Source organism: Muribaculum sp. (genome assembly GCF_029051885.1).
Classification (GTDB): domain Bacteria; phylum Bacteroidota; class Bacteroidia; order Bacteroidales; family Muribaculaceae; genus Muribaculum.
In genome coordinates, this window is record NZ_JAIDKI010000263.1 from 1 (window position 1) to 17949 (window position 17949).

15 protein-coding genes are annotated in these 17949 nt (G+C 51.3%); 3 read left to right on the forward strand and 12 right to left on the reverse strand.

Annotated elements, in window-relative coordinates; all coding sequences use genetic code 11:
- Window positions 1-139: 139 nt before the first annotated feature.
- From gpmI to K2I50_RS10810, 8 genes are all read right to left on the reverse strand, one after another.
- On the reverse strand, window positions 140-1654 hold the full coding sequence (gene gpmI, locus K2I50_RS10775) for a 2,3-bisphosphoglycerate-independent phosphoglycerate mutase (RefSeq protein ID WP_301026352.1): 1515 nt from the start codon (window positions 1652-1654) through the stop codon (window positions 140-142).
- A gap of 112 nt (window positions 1655-1766) precedes the next feature.
- Window positions 1767-3461 carry a family 43 glycosylhydrolase gene (locus tag K2I50_RS10780; RefSeq protein WP_301026353.1) on the reverse strand — a complete coding sequence of 565 codons (1695 nt, stop codon included), beginning with the start codon at window positions 3459-3461 and terminating at the stop codon, window positions 1767-1769.
- 124 nt (window positions 3462-3585) lie between these two features.
- The gene (locus K2I50_RS10785; protein ID WP_301026354.1) at window positions 3586-4524 is read right to left on the reverse strand and encodes a LysM peptidoglycan-binding domain-containing M23 family metallopeptidase; all 939 of its coding nucleotides are present in this window, start codon (window positions 4522-4524) and stop codon (window positions 3586-3588) included.
- Window positions 4525-4548: 24 nt separating this feature from the next.
- Window positions 4549-5013 (reverse strand): nucleoside-diphosphate kinase, encoded by a 465-nt coding sequence (ndk, locus tag K2I50_RS10790; RefSeq protein ID WP_301026355.1) that lies wholly within the window; start codon window positions 5011-5013, stop codon window positions 4549-4551.
- 250 nt (window positions 5014-5263) lie between these two features.
- Complete coding sequence (gene recG, locus K2I50_RS10795) at window positions 5264-7354, reverse strand: ATP-dependent DNA helicase RecG (protein WP_301026356.1); 2091 nt, start codon at window positions 7352-7354, stop codon at window positions 5264-5266.
- A gap of 54 nt (window positions 7355-7408) precedes the next feature.
- Entirely contained in the window at window positions 7409-8110 is a 702-nt protein-coding gene (locus K2I50_RS10800) for an IspD/TarI family cytidylyltransferase (RefSeq protein ID WP_301026357.1), read from the reverse strand.
- Window positions 8111-8332: 222 nt separating this feature from the next.
- Window positions 8333-9598 carry a beta-ketoacyl-ACP synthase II gene (fabF, locus tag K2I50_RS10805; RefSeq protein ID WP_301026358.1) on the reverse strand — a complete coding sequence of 422 codons (1266 nt, stop codon included), beginning with the start codon at window positions 9596-9598 and terminating at the stop codon, window positions 8333-8335.
- A 48-nt stretch (window positions 9599-9646) separates the two neighbouring features.
- The gene (locus tag K2I50_RS10810) at window positions 9647-9883 is read right to left on the reverse strand and encodes an acyl carrier protein (RefSeq protein WP_068961348.1); all 237 of its coding nucleotides are present in this window, start codon (window positions 9881-9883) and stop codon (window positions 9647-9649) included.
- 332 nt (window positions 9884-10215) lie between these two features.
- Here K2I50_RS10810 and K2I50_RS10815 point away from each other — a divergent pair, with 332 nt between their 5' ends.
- Window positions 10216-11436 carry an MFS transporter gene (locus K2I50_RS10815; RefSeq protein ID WP_301026359.1) on the forward strand — a complete coding sequence of 407 codons (1221 nt, stop codon included), beginning with the start codon at window positions 10216-10218 and terminating at the stop codon, window positions 11434-11436.
- A 90-nt stretch (window positions 11437-11526) separates the two neighbouring features.
- Here K2I50_RS10815 and K2I50_RS10820 read toward each other — a convergent pair whose 3' ends face one another.
- The 4 genes from K2I50_RS10820 to zupT all read right to left on the reverse strand — a co-directional run bounded on the left by K2I50_RS10820 (window position 11527) and on the right by zupT (window position 16682).
- The gene (locus K2I50_RS10820; protein WP_301026360.1) at window positions 11527-12453 is read right to left on the reverse strand and encodes a hypothetical protein; all 927 of its coding nucleotides are present in this window, start codon (window positions 12451-12453) and stop codon (window positions 11527-11529) included.
- A 14-nt stretch (window positions 12454-12467) separates the two neighbouring features.
- Window positions 12468-14843, reverse strand: a complete 2376-nt coding sequence (locus K2I50_RS10825) for a TonB-dependent receptor (protein ID WP_301026361.1) — start codon at window positions 14841-14843, stop codon at window positions 12468-12470.
- A 76-nt stretch (window positions 14844-14919) separates the two neighbouring features.
- Entirely contained in the window at window positions 14920-15564 is a 645-nt protein-coding gene (locus K2I50_RS10830) for a hypothetical protein (RefSeq protein ID WP_301026362.1), read from the reverse strand.
- A 317-nt stretch (window positions 15565-15881) separates the two neighbouring features.
- Window positions 15882-16682: a zinc transporter ZupT gene (gene zupT / locus K2I50_RS10835; protein WP_367279103.1), complete on the reverse strand. Its 801-nt coding sequence runs from the start codon at window positions 16680-16682 to the stop codon at window positions 15882-15884.
- A 178-nt stretch (window positions 16683-16860) separates the two neighbouring features.
- Between zupT and K2I50_RS10840 the strand changes: the two genes are divergently transcribed.
- Together K2I50_RS10840 and K2I50_RS10845 are read left to right on the forward strand one after the other, a co-directional pair.
- The gene (locus K2I50_RS10840) at window positions 16861-17421 is read left to right on the forward strand and encodes an RNA polymerase sigma factor (protein ID WP_301026363.1); all 561 of its coding nucleotides are present in this window, start codon (window positions 16861-16863) and stop codon (window positions 17419-17421) included.
- A gap of 49 nt (window positions 17422-17470) precedes the next feature.
- Window positions 17471-17878, forward strand: coding sequence for a hypothetical protein (locus K2I50_RS10845; protein WP_301026364.1), 408 nt, complete (start codon window positions 17471-17473; stop codon window positions 17876-17878).
- Window positions 17879-17949 lie beyond the last annotated feature (71 nt).

The following is a 17949-nucleotide window of genomic DNA, read 5'->3' on the forward strand; positions in this document are numbered from 1 at the left end:
TCCATCATCACAAGACAAAAATCACTCAGAGATATGCGACCCCAGCGTTAACAAATATTGGGGAACGGGGTCTTAAAAAAAACTCCCGTCTACAATAGCTGTAAACGGGAGAATCAATCTTTTATGACGATATAATCAATCAGTCAATCAAAGCATGACCGGTCATTTCCGACGGCTGGGCTATACCCATAATCTTAAGTATAGTGGGAGCCACATCAGCAAGACGACCGTCCTCTACATGAGCATCCTTGCGCTCTGTCACATAGATACAAGGCACAGGATTGAGCGAATGTGCTGTATTGGGAGTGCCGTCAGCATTGATTGCGTTATCGGCATTGCCATGGTCAGCAATGATGATGACCTCATAATCAGCAGCCTTTGCAGCCTCTACAGTATCTTTGACACAATCGTCGACAGCCTTTACTGCTTTTTCTATAGCCTCATATACGCCGGTATGTCCTACCATATCGCCGTTAGCATAGTTGACTACGATAAAGTCGTATTCCTGACTCTTGATTGCATCCACAAGTTTATCCTTCACCTCATAGGCGCTCATCTCAGGCTTGAGGTCGTAAGTAGCTACCTTGGGCGAAGCCACAAGTATGCGCTCCTCACCTTCGTAGGGAGCTTCGCGACCGCCATTGAAGAAGAATGTCACATGTGCATACTTCTCGGTCTCGGCGATGTGGAGCTGCTTCTTGTCAAGCGATGAAAGATACTCACCCAGAGTATTGGTCACATTCTCCTTGTCGAAAAGGATATGCACGCCTGTAAACGAAGCGTCGTAAGGAGTCATGCAATAATATTGCAGATTGGGGATTGTGTGCATTCCTGCCTCAGGCATGTCATGCTGAGTAAGCACAGTAGTAAGTTCCTTGGCACGGTCATTGCGGTAGTTGAAGAAGATTACTGCATCACCGTCTTTGATTGTACCGTCGACAGTCTCGTTTACAATCGGCTTTACAAACTCGTCGGTAACATCGGCATCATACGACTCCTGCATGGCCTTAACCATATCCTGGCTCTTTTTGCCAACACCGTTTACAAGCAGGTCATAAGCCTCCTTTACACGCTCCCAGCGCTTGTCGCGGTCCATGGCATAGTAGCGGCCGATAATCGATGCAATCTTTCCGGCCGACTTGGCGCAATATGCATCAAGTTCCTCGATAAATCCTTTTCCGCTGCGGGGGTCTGTGTCACGGCCATCCATAAAGCAGTGGATATATACCTTTTCCAGGCCATACTCCTTGGCGATGTCGCACAGAGCGAAAAGATGGTCAAGCGAAGAGTGTACGCCGCCATTCGAGGTAAGACCCATGAAGTGAATGGCCTTTCCGTTGTCGCGGGCATAGCTGAATGCATTCACGATTTCGGGGTTCTTCAGTATCGAACCGTCTTTGCATGCCTTGTTGATTTTTACAAGGTCCTGATATACCACACGTCCGGCACCGATATTAAGATGGCCAACCTCAGAGTTACCCATCTGGCCGTCGGGCAGACCAACATTCTCACCCGATGCCTGAAGCTGTGAATGAGGATATGTATTTACGAGAGAATCCCAATAGGGAGTAGGCGTGTTGAATATCACGTCACCCTTCGAATGGTTGCCGATGCCCCATCCGTCGAGTATCATAAGGAGTGCTTTCTTTGCCATTTCTGATTTATTTTATGATTGTAGTTTTCTGAATGCAAAGTTAATAAATTTCCACGCTCATACATCCTCTTTAGAGCTCGTTTAATAATTTTAATTGTCTAACCGACTCTTATCAATACGCCCTCACTTCGAAATCGTAGTCGGAATCTCGGTTATACCATCCGGCCTCAAGTTCGGTTCCTGACGCTACCTCGGCCGAATTATTCAACACTCCGCTGCCGGCTATCCCCCAACGCACAATGTAGCGTTCAGCACCGGGCACAGCGTCCCATTTTACAGCTATCCGGCGCCTGTCATCAGAATTTCTAACCGCAGAATGTTTTACCACCTTGTTAAGAGTTTTCTTACCGTCACTGCCAAACAACCTCAAATCAAACAATGAGAAGCGCCCCTCGATATCCCGGTCATTCACAATGCGCACATATCTGGCTTTCACAGGCTTGTCGAGCACAACAAGTTCATGTGGCATATCTTCAGTAGTATTCCCGCTGCGGTCGACAAATGTAGTCCAGCTCAGTCCGTCGTCCGATGCCTCTATATGATACGCATATATCATAGGCGATGTGGCCTTACGCATCAGCGGCATGCCGTCATCTGCAAAATTAGGCTGAACAGCCTCGATACGGCACTGACGCCCCAAGTCAAGCTCCAGCCATTCCCCGGCACTGCCCGATTCGGCAGCCCACCAGGTCTCTACCACATCATCTGCTCCATATGAGGCATCATGCCCTGAAGCCGACGACGAAGCCTTTGCCACTGCCTTTGCCGCAAGTTGTTTATACCCCAGAGAAAGTGACCTCCTTGAAGGGTCAAATTTCTGCTGCGGAATCATAAACGGATAGTCCGACCATTCGGTAAAGGCACGCATCGTATGCGACTTGCTGTCAAGTGCTACAGGGAATAATGCAAGTCGACGCTCAAACATATGACGTTCGGAAATCTTCATTGTAGCTACATGCCACATATTGCCATAACGGTCGCGGAATGTATGTCCATGTCCAGCTCCACCAATAAACCCACCCGGCTTAAACGAAAACGGATTGCTCTCCATTGCCTCAAAAGGCCCGAGAGGCGAGTCGCCGACATATACACCATCTCCATATGTGCGGAACTGAGTGCCAGGAGCCGCATACTGAAGGTAATATTTCCCGTCATGCTTTATCATGGCCGGACCTTCGTTCCATCCGTTATGAAATGTCTCCTCATTATTGTTGCCGGGCACCTCCCATCCATAGCTGTCAATATTATGGTCAATCAGCACCACAGGGGCGCCGATTGGAGAAAAACCGTTTGCAACATCAACCTCCACTCCATAGATAGGCTCCTTGTCATGGCATCCCCAATAGAGATATACCCTCTTGTCATCATCCTGCCACAGGCACGGGTCGTGCTGTCCTATCTTGAACCGGCATTCGACTTCACTCCATGAAGCACCGTCGGCAGGAGTTGATGTGCGGAAAATACGGTTTACATCCGAAGCCATATAATAAAGATAACCGTCAATAGCACATACGGTAGGTGCATATTCATTGATAGTCCCTATCGACGGAGCCGCGATATACTCCCAGTCGGCAAGATTATGAGAGCGCCAGTATCCGCTCGACTTCGATGCAAACAAATAATAATCGTCGCCCCACATCTCGACGACAGGGTCGGCGGCCTCACGCCAGGGCTTACCATCGCCCTCATTCAGGCCAAATTTATAATTCAGATTAATCGGGTTGGCCACTATCGGGCCACGTGATGCACTCCACACTGTCGACATGGCAAAAGACATCATGCCGGCGGCAATAATAATTCGTTTCATACTTAACAATAAATCGTTTCTATAAAAAAACAGGGAAGATACTGTGCTTGACAAAATATCTTCCCTGGTATTATTTTTACATCGCCAACGGCGACATATTTCAGACAAACTCTCAAAGTATATCCTACAGTTTCAGGCGCTGTCCTATCGACAGATTGTCGCTCTTCAGTCCGTTGGCTCTCTTTATCGCAGCTACGGTAGTGCCGTGAGCACGTGCGATTTTGCCGAGATTATCACCTTTTCTTACTATATAAGTACCTCCGGTAGACTTTGCACGCTTTCCGGATGCAAGCGATTTCGAAGTACGGCTCCTCGGAGAGTAGTCGCGGGCATTCTTGAAGGTTGACTTGTTGAATGTATACGTATCGGTATGGGTAGTCTTGTTCTCGAAGTCAAATATAGCCGCGGGATTGATGGCGTATCCCATGAAACGGGTCTCGAAATGCAGGTGCGGACCTGTCGAGCGCCCGGTATTGCCGCCAAGAGCAATCGGAGTACCGGCCTTAACATACTGTCCGGATTTCACGAGAAATTTCGACAGGTGGCCGTAAATAGTCTCAAATCCGTCGTTATGGCTCAGAATCACATAATTTCCATAACCGCGACGCTCAAAGTTGGTAAGACGCACATAACCGGAGAATGCGGCACGGATTGTATCGCCAATCTGCACCTTAAGGTCAATACCCTTGTGCATGCGACGGAAACGCGGACGATAGCCATAGGGCGATGTCACATATCCCATAGTAGGCATACAGAACTCGCTTACATCGATAGTTGCGGTTTCCGGCACTTCGCTATTACGGAACGGATTGACCGTACGGTCGTTCTTATAAGTCTCGTAAAGGTCGTTTTCAGGAGCTTCTTCCTCCTTGAAAATGCCATCCATATAATCGAGGGTCTCCTGAAGTTTTATTTCAGAAGATATTGTTTTCTGCATGGCGAGGAGATCCTCGTGGTTGGCGTTATGCTGGGCCGGGCGACGCAAGTCCTGCGCCGTAGCCGGTAATATTGCTGCTAATCCTAAAAGTAATGAGGCTGAGATTTTTACTATATTGAACTGCATTTTATATTATTCGTTTTTTTGTCGTTACATCGATTCGTCCGGAGCATAATAGAATCTCAGGTCCGACGGTCTGTAAGAGAGTATCTCTTCCTTTTTGAAGAATCGCGCCAGTTCAATCTGCGCATTCTCAATGCTGTCGGAAGCATGAACGATATTTTCCTGACCGCTCATAGAGAAATCGCCGCGTATGGTGCCGGGAAGCGCCTTACGTCCGTTTGTGGCACCGACCATCAGTCGTACTACTTCGACAGCATCCTTGCCTTCGACACACATCACGACTACCGGAGCCGCCATCATCGATTCCAGTATCCAGGGGAAGAAAGGTCTGTCAACCAAGTGGGCATAATGCTCACGCAAGATGGTTTCGTCAAGCTGCATCATCTTCATTCCGGTGATGTATAGACCCTTATTTTCAAAGCGTGATATGACTTCGCCCATTATATGGCGGTGTACTGCCGCAGGTTTCAGTATTACTAAGGTCTGCTCCATGAGTGTTAGTTTTTTAACATTTCTATTATCCGTTTCCCAAATATAACACTTTCTGCCCGTTTAAGGCTAAAATGGCAGCCTAAAAAGTGTGAAAAGATACATCCATATCCAAAATCAGATTGCAACACCCAGTGAATCAACAATTTACAAAAATATGTTTTACAGCATGTTTTAAACAACAGCATCTACGGATGTGTTACCCGCATTTAAACAATAGTTAAAAAACATTTCTTCAACAGCGCTTGATATATCAACTTATTCGCGACCAGTCTACCGCACGCGATGTATGTATCGACAACTCACGTGCCGCCACCGCATGCTCGGGCATCGACAACGAAGGGTCCTCGTCAAGCATAGCTTCCGCCTCGCGCCTGGCAAGTTCCACAATCTGCCCGTCACGGGCAAGGTCGGCAATCTTAAGGTCAAAAGCGATGCCACTCTGCATTGTACCCTCGATATCACCCGGCCCACGCATCTTCATATCGGCTTCGGCAATCACAAAACCGTCGGTTGTCGAGGTCATCACCTCAAGACGCGCTTTAGTGTCGGCTGCAATCTTGCGCTTTGACATCAGTATGCAGAAGCTCTGGGCTGCTCCGCGCCCCACTCGCCCGCGCAACTGATGCAGCTGCGACAGGCCGAAGCGCTCGGCATTCTCGATTATCATCACCGATGCATTAGGCACATTTACCCCGACCTCGATTACGGTCGTCGCCACAAGTATCCGCGACTCTCCGGAAGCAAACTGCTGCATCTGGTAATCCTTGGCCGCAGGCTTCATCCTGCCATGTACAAAACTCACCTTATAGCTCGGAAACGTCTCGCAAATACTTTCATATCCTTCTTCAAGACACTTAAGGTCAAGTTTTTCATTCTCCTGTATGAGAGGATACACAACATATACCTGGCGCCCGGCAGCAAGTTCACGCCCGACCGATCTGAACACCTGTTCACGATTATCGTCATAGCGCAGGAGTGTGGTCACCGGCTTACGGCCAGGTGGGAGTTCGTCGATAACCGACACACTGAGATCGCCGTATACCGTCATGGCGAGCGTACGCGGGATAGGTGTGGCTGTCATGACAAGAACATGGGGCGGCACCGAGTTTTTTTTCCACAGGCGTGCCCGCTGCGCCACCCCGAAACGATGCTGCTCGTCGATTACCACAAATCCGAGATTGCGAAACTGCACATTGTCCTCAATCACCGCGTGTGTGCCTATCAGTATATGCAGGCTGCCATCCTGTAGCTGACCATGGGTTATATCACGCTCCTTCTTGCGGGTCGAACCGGTGAGCAGACGCACATTTATCCCGAGAGGCGCCACAAGTTTGCTGACAGTCTCATAATGCTGAGTCGCCAATATCTCGGTCGGAGCCATCAGGCAAGCCTGATATCCGTTGTCAAGAGCGATAAGCATGGTCAGAAGCGCGACAAGCGTCTTGCCGCTACCCACATCACCCTGAAGCAGACGGTTCATCTGTCGCCCGCTCCCCATATCACTCCTTATCTCTTTTATCACGCGCTTCTGTGCTCCGGTAAGCGGAAACGGCAGCTGCTCGAAGTAAAAACGGTTGAAGTAATCCCCCACTCTACCAAACCGGAATCCTCCTATTGACGCACTGCGCTTACGGCTGTAGCGCAGAATATCGAGTTGCAGATAAAACAGTTCTTCAAACTTCAGCCTCAGACGCGCCGCCTGCAGCCGCTCATTAGATGGGGGATTGTGTATATCATGTAGCGCCTGCCGCAATTCCGGCAAACCCAGACGCACCACAAGCGACTGCGGCAAAGTCTCCCTGACAGAAGGTGTCGCGGCCAACACGGCCTGCACCCATCCGAATATCTGGCGTGAGCCTATCCCCTGGGCCGACAGCTTCTCGGTAAGCGGGTATACCCCACGCATCCCCTGCGCCGCCGTAAGCGACTGTGGCGTGTCAATCTCGGGATGCACCATCGACCAGCGCCCGTTGAACGACTCCGGCTTTCCAAACAGAATATATTCAGTATTGACATGGTATGCCTCCTTTATCTGCTTTATACGGCGAAACCACACTACCTCCATCATCTGCGACCCGTCGGAAAAAAGCCCGACAAGCCTGCGCTTGGCACCTTCTCCCTGCTCGGTCATGGTAATAAACCGCCCCCTGACCTGCACCATAGGCATATCACCGTCGAAGTCGGCCACACGATATACCGCCGAACGATCGAGATAACGCGTAGGGAAATGATACAGCAAATCGCGATAACTGCGTATGCCAAGCTGCTTGTCGAGCAGCTCGGCACGTTTAGGGCCGATACCCCGCAGATACATCACATTGCTGTTGCGCAGTCTGTCCATCCGTCTCTCTATATCCTGAGTTAAGAGCGTGCTTAATAAAATCCCTACAGCAGGTCAACGCCGCCCCTCAAGTATGAATTCAGCAAGAGCAAGGTCGGCGCGATGCGTTATCTTGATATTCTCGGCCGACCCCTCGGTAAGCATTATATTTCCATGGCCGTACGTAGCCATTACCGAAGCATCGTCGGTAAAATCCGGAGAGAACGGCAATCCGTATGCTTCCCTCAACAGGTCGGCAGGGAAAGCCTGCGGAGTCTGAACGGCACGCAGGCGCTGACGGGCAAGCGGCGCCGACGACCCATCGTCGTCCAGCATCCTTATCGAATCGGTCACCGCAATCGCAGGCACAGCGCCGTCAATCCCCGGCATGCATGCAGCCTCGACGGCCTCATGTATGACCGACGCGCTTACCAGAGGACGCGCTCCGTCGTGCACGGTAATCACACTGCCGGGCTTCTCTACATGCAAAGCCATCACAGCATTCCTTACCGACTCCCAACGGCTCGAACCGCCACACACTATATCAGGCGACTCAAAGTCAAACTGCCGGCACAAGTCATGCCACATATCCACATGGCTTTCGCTGAGCACCAGCAGAATCCCACCGTCGGGCAAAGCATTGCGGAATGCCTCTATCGTATGAAACAGTACCGGCCGACCCGCCAGCATACAGAACTGCTTGGGCATGTCGGCTCCGAAACGCGAGCCGCTGCCGGCCGCCACTATTATATTAAAGGTATAAGGCAATGTTGACATGGGCTGTATTGAAATTTGCATTAGAGCTTGTTTATAGCTTGTTTAATAACATCCGGAGGATGGGACAAATATACGAAACTTATGCGACAAGAGCAATCGCTCGGCAACATGGCATCATATATCCCGGACAGCCTGAACGCAACAGAGGCGAAGCCTGCGGCCTCGCCTCTGCGTAAGTTATATCGTCATGAAAGTGCGGCACCGGGGCGCGCACGTCATGCATTACTCAGCGTACTTCTTCACAATCAGAGAAGCGTTGTGACCACCGAAGCCGAATGTATTCGACAGAGCGGCGTTGACTGTGCGCTTCTGGGCTTTGTTGAAAGTAAAGTTGAGATTATAATCAATCTCCTCGTCGAGGTCATCGTCAGCATGGTTGATGGTAGGAGGAACGATATCGTCCTGTACCGCCTTGATGCAGAACAGTGCCTCAAGCGCACCGGTAGCACCGAGAAGGTGGCCGGTCATCGATTTGGTGGAGCTGATATTGAGCTTGTAGGCATGATCGCCAAACACCTCTTTGATTGCTTTCACCTCCGACTTGTCGCCTACGGGAGTCGACGTGCCGTGCACGTTGATATAGTCAATATCCTCAGGCTTCATCTCTGCGTCCTCGAGCGCATTCTCCATCACCAGCTTTGCACCCAGGCCTTCGGGATGGGTAGCTGTGAGATGGTATGCGTCGGCCGACATTCCCCCGCCTACTACTTCGGCGTAAATCTTGGCGCCACGAGCCTTTGCATGCTCAAGCTCTTCGAGGATGAGCACTGCGGAACCCTCGCCCATTACGAATCCGTCGCGCGATGCGCTGAACGGACGCGAAGCGGTAGCAGGGCTGTCGTTGCGTGTAGAAAGGGCGTGCATCGAGTTGAATCCACCTACCCCGGCAGGATAGATGGCGGCCTCAGCACCGCCGGTGACAATCGCGTCAGCCTTTCCGAGACGGATAAGGTTGTACGCGTCGATGATTGCGTTGGTCGATGTGGCGCAAGCCGATACCACGCCGTAGTTGGGGCCGTGGTAGCCATACTCCATCGAGATATGACCGCTCGCGATGTCGGCAATCATCTTGGGGATGAAGAAAGGATTGTATTTTGGCCCCTGCTCTTCGCCGTGGAGGGCAAAGTAGCCTGCTTCCTCTTCAAAGGTATGCAGACCGCCGATGCCGGCTGCCACGATGACACCGACGCGGTTCTTGTCGATTCCCTCGCTGTTGAGGGCCGCGTCATCGATTGCCTGCTTGGCCGCTACAATCGCGTACTGCGCGTAGAGGTCGAGCTGACGGGCTTTCTTACGATCAAAATAATCGTTGGTATTGAAGTCCTTAACCTCGCAGGCAAACTGTGTCTTGAACTTAGAGGCGTCAAAATGTGTAATAGGGCCGGCGCCGCTCACTCCGTCAACGGCATTTTTCCACGTGGTATCCACGTCATTGCCAAGCGGATTGAGGGTTCCAAGTCCTGTTACGACAACTCTCTTTAATTCCATTTAGTGAGGTTAGATTTGAGTCTGTTTTGTTGGGAGCGGAAGGCTGAATTACTTCTTAGCCTCTTCGATAAAGTCGATAGCGTCCTTTACAGTGGTGATGCCTTCGGCCTTGTCATCGGGAATAGAAATACCAAACTCCTTCTCAAACTCCATGATGAGCTCTACGGTGTCGAGGCTGTCTGCGCCGAGGTCCTTGGTGAACTCTGCGTTTTCGGTTACTTCGGTTTCATCAACATTGAGCTTGTCGGCGATGATAGCCTTTACTCGAGATGCAATTTCAGACATAGTTATAAATTTTAATTATTAATGATTTGCGATTTTGCAGTGCAAAGTAAGTAATTTTAATCGAATTACTAAAACTTTTTTATGCACAAACGGCCGATTTGTGCGCAAAACATTGATTTTATCGGAATTATTGGTCAGTTTTACCCCTCTTTCACATTAATTAAGTCATTCTGTTAATACTTAGTTAATTACAATTTTGTTACATTCTATATCTCTCAACTCACAACCGTCTTACGCGACACCAAAAACTTGACAGAAAGAGACGTGCTTATTAACTTTGCACGCCGTTTCGCCAACTCTACCGTACACACATTAATTAATATATAAGACCTATGACCACCGGCATACGCACTGATAATGACGCGGACACACAGCTATGGAACGCCAACTACATGCGGGCCATGGCAGGAAACTTCCTGCTATTCTTCTCCTTCTACCTGCTGACGCCATTGCTCCCGATATACCTCGACGCACAGTTCAACGCCGACAAAGACCTCATCGGCGTAGTCCTCTCGGGATATGTCATTGCCGCCCTGCTCATACGCCCGTTCAGCGGATTCATTGTCGACACGTTCAACCGCAAGAAGGTGCTGGTAATATGTTTCTTCTTCTTTTTCATACTCTTCTGGGGGTACATCGGTGCCGGCACAATGCTTATGTTTGCAATCGTGCGCACACTCCACGGACTGCCATTCGGAGCCGTCACCGTGGCCAACAGCACCGTGGCCATGGATGTGCTCCCGTCGGAGCGACGCAACGAGGGGATAGGATACTACGGGCTTAGCAATAACCTGGCCATGGCATTCGCTCCGACAGCCGGAATCTACATATACTCCGCCACCGACAATTTCGAAATGCTCTTCTGGATAGCCCTTGTGCTGGCGATGGCCGGATTCTACTCAGTGTCACGCATAAAGATACCTCAGCGCCATGTGATGCGCAACAAGCCGAAGATGAGCCTCGACCGATTTTTTCTCACACGCGCATGGCTGATGGCAGTCAACATTGCCATGTTCGGCATGTGCTGGGGTGTAATGAGCAACTATGTGGCAATCTACGGCAAGGAGCAGCTGGAGATGACCAACGGCACAGGCATATTCTTCATGCTGCTGTCATTCGGACTGTTTGCATCGCGCCTGCAGGGAGCGAAAGCCCTCCGCCAGGGCAAACTGACGGCCAATTGCGCCGAAGGGGTGACATTGTCGCTTGTGGGATACGCTCTGTTTGCGGCTGTAGAGCAGCCTTGGGCCTACTTTCTGTCGGCCATACTCATAGGCCTTGGCAACGGCCATATGTATCCGGCCATGCTGACCATGTTTGTGAAAGTGGCACGCCACGACCAGCGCGGCACTGCCAACTCGTCGATACTCACGGCATGGGACTGCGGCATGGGCATAGGCATCCTCGCCGGCGGAATGCTGGTAGAGTACGCCGGCTACAGTGCGGCATTCTGGTCCACCGCCATAATGCAGGGAGCAGGCACGGCTCTGTTCTTCCTGTTTACAAAACGATTTTTCCTCGAACGCCAGATATACGACGAGGAGGACGATTGACCCTACTCCATCCCCGTTAACGCAATCGCGCCCGGCTTGGATTGATTCCAGACCGGGCGCGACCGATAATATTATCATCAGTAGCAGTGGCTACATATTGGCCGGAGCCTCGCGAAGTACTCCGCTGAAGTGGTATGTGGTAGTCACAGGCACTTCCTCGTCGCCTTCGGCAGGCTTCGGAGTATACTCGAAGTCGAAAGTCAGTCGACCGCCTGTGTTGGCGAAATCACTTACAGTAAGCACAACATTGCTAATCTTGTACTCGGTCATCTCGGTTGTGAGAGTCGATGAGCCCCTCTCTACGCGCTTGGGCACGATAGGAGCGTCAGAGCCTCCGGAGATTGTGAGAGTGCCGGCTGAGGGATCGATGACAGGTACAAGTTTGTCAATGCCGAGTGTTGTTCCTTCCTCAATCTTCACACTGTTGTCAAACTCTGGATTCATCCAGTAGATTGTAGCCTTGTACTGGCGGTCAGCCTCTCCGTTCTGGATAAGCACCTGTACCACATTCTTCTTGGCATCGACAGTAGTTACGGGGGTAGCGCTGCCGGTTATGGTAGCCGAAGTAAACAGATACATGCTGTGGCTGTAGCCGAGCACTGATACATCGCCGTCGACTATGTCAAGACGAGAGTTTGTCAGATTCACACCTCCCATATAGAACTGGAATATCGACGGATCGCTCACACCGGTAAATGTAGTGGTGGCCTGCGGAACAAATGTGTAGCTGATGGAGTTGGCTGTATACTTCATCGGACCGGCGCTGATTCCCTTCATCGCATCGTTGGGCATGCGCACGTTGGCAATGGAGAATGTGGCCGTAGTGTTGTTGTAGAGGTCGAGCCCTACATTGGCCGAGGTGAGAGTGGTATGGGTCTGCGACGTCGAGTTGTCGACAGTAGTCACAAGCATAGTGCGGGGTAGAGTCTGCACATAGCTTGGTTCTTCACTGCTGGTGCATGATGAGAGAGCGGCTGTGGCAAGTGCCCCGATAAATAAAATTTTTGTCAGATTCATAATAATGTTCGGTTTCAGAATTTCATTCGCAATGTAGCTCCGAGCTGGCACGGTTTGCCGCGCTGTACAAAGGAGTTTCCTATAGAAACGAAATAAAACGTATCATATTGCGTTCCGGTAAGATTCTCCCCCCAGAGAGAGAGAGAGTAGCGAGGTCCCTCAAATGTGACGGAAGCCCCCAGGAGCGCATAAAACGGCTGCTCTACAGTATTCTGGTCGTCCCACATGATACGACCTACCCCACGGCAGTTCACATTAAATATAACATCATTTAACACGTTGCTGTCTACTCCGATACGATAATCGGCACCGGCGAAAAGAGTATTGCGCGGAGCATACGGTATCTGCTTTCCCCGGAAATCTTCATTGCCCGAGCGATAGCTGCGGAAGCAGGCGTTGGTATATCCGTAGGCACCGTTTACACTAAGCCCGTCGACAGGAGTGCGCCAGCGCACCGACAGCTCGCCGCCGTAGCTGCGTGTACGTCCGGCGTTGGTCATGCGGCGTCCGGTGTCGCTCCCCTCGGGAAATACTGTAAGCTGCTGGTCGCGGCACTGTATGAAAAACAGCGCACCCTCCGCCGTGAGCTTTCCGCCGAGAAGCGACAGGTGGGTCCCGACCTCATAGTTCCAGCTCTGCTCGGGGCGGTACGATGCCACCTCATCCACAGTGTAATTCTCGGTCTTCATGCCGAGCATCTCCTGCATCTGTGCCGGGATAATCTCGCCATGGAGTCTGTCTTTGAGTATATCGCTGAACATCTGTGTATTGTATCCGCCCGACTTATATCCGCGCGATATGGAGGCATAGACATTGCTCTCGCCGCGGGAGCCAAAAGAGTATGTGGCGGCAATCTTCGGAAGAAACTCCACATAAGTCTTCGACAGATGTCCGTGGTCATCGATGGAGACATCGCGGCTCACCGGACGTATCCCCAGCGGGCCCATCGGCACATGTACCGTCACACCCGTGGCACAGCGGCTGTTGTAGGTAAGAGCCGTATGCTCCACGTCGAGACGCAGACCGAGAGTGAATGTCCACCTCCCCTGCTGCCACGAGCCCTGGTGATAGATGGCGCCACCGTCGACAGGATTGGAGAAATCGCTGTGGAGCACAAAGCTGTCGCCATGCCACTCCGACTGCAACGGTATGTTCGACGTGATAAGTCCGCGGATACCGTCGGCTTTGAATGTGACCGGCGCCCACATCGAAGTATGACGATGGAATCCAAACAGACCGGCAAGCCAGCTGTAGTGGCTCCCCACGGTGCCCTTGGCCACAAAGTCCTGGGTGACGGCCCACTCATGACGGCGCTGTGTCAGTGTGAAAAAGTCGAGCGGCAGAAAGTCCTGGTCGAGGGTCATATTATCGGCAAGATACTGCACCGATGTGATGCTCGACAGCGTCACCCGTCCCGGGCGCCATTCCACAGTAAGACCGTCGGCAATAGCCGTGCGGCGGTAGAAGCATGTGTCGTTGTAGTTCACGCTCCCGGTCGGATACGGAGCCATTCCGTCCTGCTCGAATATCTTGCCGGTAGTCTCGCCTATGGCATAGGAGGCGTAGGGATAGCCGCCCTGCCTCAATATCTGGAACGAGGCCGTATTCTCCACCCTCAGCTCGGGCGACGGATGCCACACGGTCTTCCACCTCAGCGAGCCCTGGTTCTCGGCATCGCATTTCTGACCGTCGTGCTGATTGCGGAAGAATCCGTCGGTATGACTGTAGTTGCCGCTCACTGCCATGCCGAGATTCGGATTGATGCGCCCGTAGTACGACACCCCGGCGCGCAGACTGTTGCGACTGCCATACTCAAGCACCGTGCGCAGCCCCTGCACTTTCAGCGGCGAGAGTGTATAGATATTGATGAGTCCACCCATGGTGTTGCGTCCGTAGAGCGTCGACTGCGGACCGCGCAACAGCTCGATACGCTCCACATCGCTCAGGTCGAAATCAAAATTGTCCTTGTTGAGATATGGCACATTGTCGACATTGAGTCCCACCACAGGCTGGTCGATGCGCGCCCCGATGCCTCGGATATATACCGATGAGGTCATTCTCGACCCATAATCGGGAATATAGAAGTTGGGGGCCACCTCGCTCATACCCTTGATAGTTGTGATATTGAGCCGTTCCACCTCGCGCTCGCCCACTACCGTGGCCACCAGCGGCAGGCGGTTGAGTCCGGTAGTCGACTTGATTGCTGTCACCCCGACCTCGCCGAGAGTCACTGTGCTGTCGGCCCACTCGGCCGACGAAGCCAACGGCTCAGCCGAGGCTACAGGGTGGGCCGAGGGCACTCCGGCGCCCATAACTGTGGCGGGACTTGCCGCCACACAAATCAGCGCGGCAGCCCCGAAGCCCCGCGACATGGATTTCCAACTCTTCATGCCGCAAAGTTACACACAGCGGTGCGCTCCGGCAATCCCCATTTATTGTGATAGCACACGCCGTATGTTGTGTCCGCTATTCGCAATAAAGCGGAGGAAATTCAGCCATCTCGGTTTCCACCTCGCCGGTGCGCTTGTTTTCCTCCCATTTCTGCCACACTTCATCCCAGCCCTTGGCGTTGAGCGGGCCGTACTTCTCCACAAACGCATCAAGATCGTAAATCTTCCACAAGTCAGGATTCACAGTACAGTCCTCCGGGAAGTTTATATGCCAATAATGGGCCTCCATCCACTCCTGTGTCACTTCCCTATATGCAAGATAATAAGGAAAAGAGGCTTCGGCTGCCGGAGTAAAAAAGAAGTTATACTCAGTTTCAGGAAGTTCAACAAAGTATATCCTCAATCCTTTGTGATACTTGATTTCATCTTCACGTCCAAGATGCTGACCATGCACATTATATACACCTCCGGGCTCATGCCTGCACATATAACTTGTACATATTCCATAATCCCCATCTTGATCATATCCTTTAGCCACCTGTAATGTACCATCGGGGGCCGTATCGACGTTGAAGTGCAATAAAGTTATGGCCGAATTGTTTTTTATCGTCCACAACGTTCCATAAGAAATATAGTCTTCGCAGCCACAACAAGACTGTAATGCTCCAAGGCAGATTACTGCCATCAGCAACAGGTCCCTTAAATTTCTAAAGATTATCATTGTGTATTCATACAATTAACCAGATGAGCAATTATCATACATCCAATTATCTAATGATTAATGGCGAACATGAGGAAAAGAATACTGCATTTCATGGCAGGAAATGTATTGGTTGTTAACTTTCGCAAATATAATATCTGAAATCACGATATCAAAATATTTTCTCAATAATCCTTAATGAAATTTAACTCTAAATAGAAAATCCGAAACCACTACGGCGCACACACAGAAAAACCGCCGCACGGATGATACCATACAACGGATATTATCACTCCCATCCCCACCACAGTCAATGGCCTAAGGCTCGCACTCCCATATCAGAACAGGAGCAGCCCGAAAGCCATTATCGCCATGCCGGCGATAACTCCGCCTATGGCCCAATGATGGTGACCGTAGGCCTCGGAGTTGGGGAGCAGCTCGTCAAAAGCTATATACACCATGATGCCGGCGACAGCGGCAAGGCATACCGAATTGACCGCAGGAGTCCATATCGGCATAAGAAACAGCATTGCAAACAGTGCGCCGACCGGCTCGGCGAGCCCCGACAGCGCGCTATACCAGAAGGCTTTGCGGCGATTGCCGGTAGCCTGGAGTATAGGGACACTTACGGCTATACCCTCGGGGATATTATGGATAGCCACAGCGACCACGATAGGCAGAGCTATGTCGGCACCCTCGAGTCCGGACACAAATGTAGCCACGCCCTCAGGGAAATTGTGTATGCCTATCGTCAGGGCGAGCATCATGCCTGTACGCTTCAGCCGGCTGCCATCATGATGTATGCCGGGGGCGTGGTGCACCTCGTGGGGATTCTCATCCTCGGGCACAAGCCAGTCGATAAGAGCTATCAGAGCCATGCCGCCAAAGAAACTCAGCAACACATACAGCATAGCCACCTTCGGGTCGGCCACTATACCCTCCATACTCTCGACCGCATCGGGCACAAGCTCCATAAACGACACATAGACCATCACTCCCGCCGATAGCCCGAGCGCGCCGGAAAGATGATGGTTGTTGCCTTTCTTTGTGAAAAATGCCATCAGAGCGCCTATAGCCGTAGCCATGCCGGCAATCAGCGTAAGAAGCAGCGCAATAAATATATTGTCGAAAGTCATCATCGCTTATCCTGATTATATTACATGACTCTATAAAAAATATGTTGTAATAGGGGAAACGCCCAATGTATTAACACCCGGGAGGGGATTCCGTTTTTTAACACTTTAACAATTTTGCATCCGCAATTTACGAAAAGAATCCGTATTTTCGCAGAAAATTACATTTCGAACCTGTTTAATAATGGCTGACGACACCCGAATGGACGACCCTACCCTTATAGCACGATTGCGCGACCCGGCCCAATGCCGAGCCGCATTCGGCGAGGTGATAGCCCTCTACCAGCAACCCCTTTACTGGCAGATACGACGCATGGTCGAAAACCATGAGGATGCCAACGACCTGCTCCAGAATACCTTTCTGAAAGCCTGGGACAACATCGAGAATTTCCGCGGCGATGCCAAGCTCTCGACTTGGCTTCATAAGATAGCTATCAACGAGAGTATTACGTTTCTCGCCAGGGAGCGTAAACGCCTGAACATATCGCTCGACGACGAGGAATCGCACCTGGTCAACCTCATCGAGGCCGACACAAATATCGACGGCGACGAGCTGGCTATGCGCCTGCGCAAAGCCATCGCATCTCTGCCCGAAAAGCAGCGGCTCGTATTCAATATGCGCTACTTCGACGAGATGAAATACGAGCAGATGTCGGAGATTCTCGGCACATCGGTAGGCGCACTGAAAGCATCGTACCACCACGCCGCAAAAAAAATCGAGCAATATTTTGCTGATGGCGATTAAACCACCATCGCTAAAATCTGTCAAACCTTCAGAATAAATTCCGTGGATTATGAATCGCGAACGTAACGACATATTAGACCGCCTGCCGCGCACCGACGGCATGACTGTGCCGGAAGGATATTTCGACACCTTCGCGGCATCGATGATGGACCGTCTGCCGGCGAAACATACCGCACAGGCCCCACAAAAGCGCACATTGTGGATGAAAATACGCCCCTATGCATACATGGCGGCGATGTTCGGCGGTATATGGCTGATGATGTGGATGTTCGGCGACATCGCCGGGACTCCATCCTACAAGCGGATGGCCGACAACCCTGCTATCGCAAAAGTGCTCGCATCCGACCAGGTATACCAGTATTACGATACCGATGTCGACCAGTACGACCTCCTCGAAGAACTATACGAAGACGGATACACCCCCGCATCGTTCCATATCGACGACCAATACAATTAAGAGCTTGTTTAATAATAAATGTTGCCGCCAGGGTCGTATAGCTTGAGACGATTTTCGACATGTGACGAAGG